The sequence below is a fragment of the Micromonospora sp. genome (assembly GCF_048594385.1).
In the GTDB taxonomy this organism is placed as follows: Bacteria; Actinomycetota; Actinomycetes; order Mycobacteriales; family Micromonosporaceae; genus Micromonospora; species Micromonospora wenchangensis.
This window is the reverse complement of record NZ_JBMDWU010000077.1, coordinates 1-3578: the sequence shown is the minus strand read 5'-3', so window position 1 is coordinate 3578 and position 3578 is coordinate 1. Positions and strand designations below refer to the sequence as shown.

Annotated in this window: 1 protein-coding gene; it reads left to right on the top strand. The window is 75.2% G+C overall.

Annotation, left to right across the window (positions count from 1 at the left end):
• Positions 1 to 3578: beta-ketoacyl synthase N-terminal-like domain-containing protein (locus ACOJTC_RS03605; RefSeq protein ID WP_420115724.1), on the top strand; the 3578-nt coding region annotated here is incomplete at both ends.

The following is a 3578-nucleotide window of genomic DNA, read 5'->3' as shown; positions in this document are numbered from 1 at the left end:
CGTCGACGCCCTGGCCGCGCACCGGCGGGCGCTGGGCCTGCCGGCCACGTCGCTGGCGTGGGGTTTCTGGGAGCAGCGCAGTGGGATGACCGCGCACCTGGGCGAGGCCGACGTGGCCCGGATGGCCCGCTCCGGCGTGCTGCCACTGGACTCCGATCGGGGTCTGGCCCTGCTGGACGCGGCGGTCGCCGACGACGAACCGCTGCTGGTGCCGGTCCGGTTGGACACCGCCGCGCTGCGCGCGCAGGGCCAGCAGCTCCCGGCCCTGTTCCGGGGCCTGGTCCGGCTCCCGGCCCGGCGGGCGGCGGGTGGTCCGGCCACCCCGGTCACCGGCTCCGGCCTGCACCGGCAGCTCGTCACCCTCGACGCGGACGACCAGCACCGGCTGCTGCTCGACCTGGTCCGGGCCAACGTCGCGGCCGTCCTCGGCCACGACAGCGGCACCGCCGTCGAGCCGGCGCGGGCGTTCAAGGAACTCGGTTTCGACTCGCTGGCCGCCGTCGAGCTGCGCCACAGGCTCAACACCGCCACCGGGCTGCGGCTGCCGGCGACCCTGGTGTTCGACTACCCGACCCCGACCGCGCTGGCCGGGTACCTGCACGGCACAACCCTCGGCGGACCGGCGCCGGCGCAGCCGACCACGGTGGTCCGGCCGGTGGTCGACGAACCCGTCGCCATCGTCGCGATGAGCTGCCGCTTCCCCGGCGGGGTCCGCACCCCCGAGGAGCTGTGGCAACTCCTGGTCGACGGCGCGGACGCCATCGCGCCGTTCCCCACCGACCGGGGCTGGGACCTCGACCACCTCTACGACCCGGAGCCCGGCAAGCCCGGCCGGACGTACTCGCTGGAGGGTGGTTTCCTCTACGACGCGGCCGACTTCGACCCGGACTTCTTCGGCATCGGCCCGCGTGAGGCGGTCGCGATGGACCCGCAGCAGCGGCTGCTGCTGGAGACGTCGTGGGAGGTGCTGGAGCGGGCCGGGATCGACCCGACCTCGCTCAAGGGCAGCCCGACCGGGGTGTTCACCGGCGTGATGTACCACGACTACGGCAGCCGGCTGTCCGAGGTGCCCGAGGAGTTGGCGGGTTACCTGGGTAACGGCAGCATGGCCAGCGTCGCGTCCGGGCGGATCTCGTACACCCTGGGCCTGGAGGGGCCGGCGGTCAGCGTCGACACCGCGTGCTCGTCGTCGCTGGTGGCGATCCACCTGGCCGTGCAGGCGCTGCGCTCCGGTGAGTGTTCGCTCGCGCTGGCCGGCGGGGTCACGGTGATGTCCAAGCCGGACACCTTCCTGGACTTCAGCCTCCAGCGGGGGCTGGCCTCCGACGGCCGGTGCAAGTCCTTCTCCGCCGACGCCGACGGCACCGGCATGTCCGAGGGCGCCGGCATGCTGCTGCTGGAGCGGCTCTCCGACGCCGAACGCCACGGCCACCACGTCCTGGCGGTGGTGCGCGGTTCGGCGATCAACCAGGACGGCGCGTCCAACGGGCTGACCGCCCCCAACGGCCCCGCTCAGCAGCGGGTCATCCGGCAGGCGCTGGCCGCCGCCGACGTCCGCCCCGACGAGGTCGACCTGGTCGAGGCGCACGGCACCGGCACCACCCTCGGCGACCCGATCGAGGCGCAGGCGGTCCTCGCCACCTACGGTCAGGACCGTCCGCAGGACCGGCCGCTGTGGCTCGGCTCGATCAAGTCGAACATCGGCCACACCCAGGGCGCGGCCGGCGTCGCGGGTGTGATCAAGATGGTGCTGGCGATGCGCAACGGTCTGCTGCCCCGCACCCTGCACGCCGACCAGCCGTCGCCGCAGGTGGACTGGTCGGCCGGGGCGGTCCGGCTGCTCACCGAGGCGCAGCAGTGGCCGGCACTGGAGCGGCCCCGCCGCGCCGGTGTCTCCTCGTTCGGCATCAGCGGCACCAACGCGCACGTCATCATCGAGCAGGCGCCGGCGGTCGAGGCGACGCCGGCCGACGGGGACGCCCCGGCCACCCCGCCGGTGCTGCCCTGGCTGCTCTCCGCCCGCTCGGCGGAGGCGCTGCGCGCCCAGGCCGGGCTGGTCGCCGACACCGGGGCCACCCTGGACGTGGCGTACTCGCTGGCCACCACCCGGGCGGTGCTGGAACGTCGGGCCGTGGTGGTCGCCCCGGCCGGGGACGACGCGGTCCGCGCCCTGCGCGCCGCCGCCGGGGGCACCGACCCCGCCGAGTGGGTGCAGGGGACGCCGTCGGCCGGCAAGCTCGCCATGCTCTTCACCGGCCAGGGCGCGCAACGCCTCGGCATGGGCCGTGAGCTGGCCGCGGCGTACCCGGCCTTCGCGGCGGCGTTCGCCGAGGTGTGCGCCCACCTGGACGCGCAGCTCGACCGGCCGCTGCGGGAGGTGCTCTACACCGAACCCGACGTCGCCGACGCCGCGCTGCTCGACCAGACGGTCTACAGCCAGAGCGCGCTGTTCGCCATCGAGGTGGCGCTGTACCGGCTGCTCGAATCGTGGGGCGTCCGGCCCGACCTGGTCGCCGGGCACTCCATCGGCGAGATCAGCGCCGCGCACGTCGCCGGGGTGCTGTCGCTGCCCGACGCCGCGACCCTGGTCACCGCGCGTGGCCGGCTGATGCAGGCGATGCGGGAGGACGGCGCGATGGTCGCCGTCGAGGCGTCCGAGGAGGAGGTACGCCGGGAACTGGCCGGCCGGGAAACCGAAGTGGGCATCGCGGCGGTCAACGGGCCGCGCGCGGTGGTGCTCTCCGGTGACCACGACGCCGTCGGCGCGCTCGCCGACGACTGGCGGGCCCGGGGACGCCGGATCAAGCGGCTGCGGGTCAGCCACGCGTTCCACTCCCCGCACATGGAGCCGATGCTGGCCGAGTTCCACCAGGTCGCCGCCGGGTTGACCTTCGCGCCGCCACGGGTGCCGGTGGTGTCCAACCTGACCGGTCGGCTCGCCGACCCCGACGAGATCACCACCCCCGGCTACTGGGTGCGGCACGTCCGGGAGGCGGTCCGGTTCCACGACGGGATCGCCACCCTGGAGGCGGCCGGTGTCACCACGTTCCTGGAGGTCGGCCCGGACGCGGTGCTCACCGCGATGGGCCGGGAGTGCGTCACCGACACCGGGGGCGTCACCCTGGTGCCGGTGCTGCGCGGCGGCCGGGACGAGGCGGCGACCCTGCTGACCGCCCTCGCCACCCTGCACACCCGGGGTGTCCCGGTCGACTGGCGGGCCTGGTTCGCGCCCACCGGCGCCCGGGTCACCGACCTGCCGACGTACCCGTTCCAGCGGCGTCGGCTCTGGCTGGACGCCCCGGCGGGCGGCGGTGACGTGCCGGGTCTGGGTCAGCGTCCGGCTGCACACCCGCTGCTCGGCGCGGTCGTCGGGCTGGCCGGTGCCGACGGCACCGTGCTGACCGGCCGGTTGTCGCTGCGGACCCACCCGTGGCTGGCCGAACACGACCTCGCCGGGACGGTGCTGCTGCCCGGCACGGCGTTCGTCGAGCTGGCCGTCCGTGCCGGTGACCAGGTCGGCTGCGCCCAGGTGGAGGAGTTGACGCTGGAGGCCCCGCTGGTCGTCCCGCCCCGGGGCG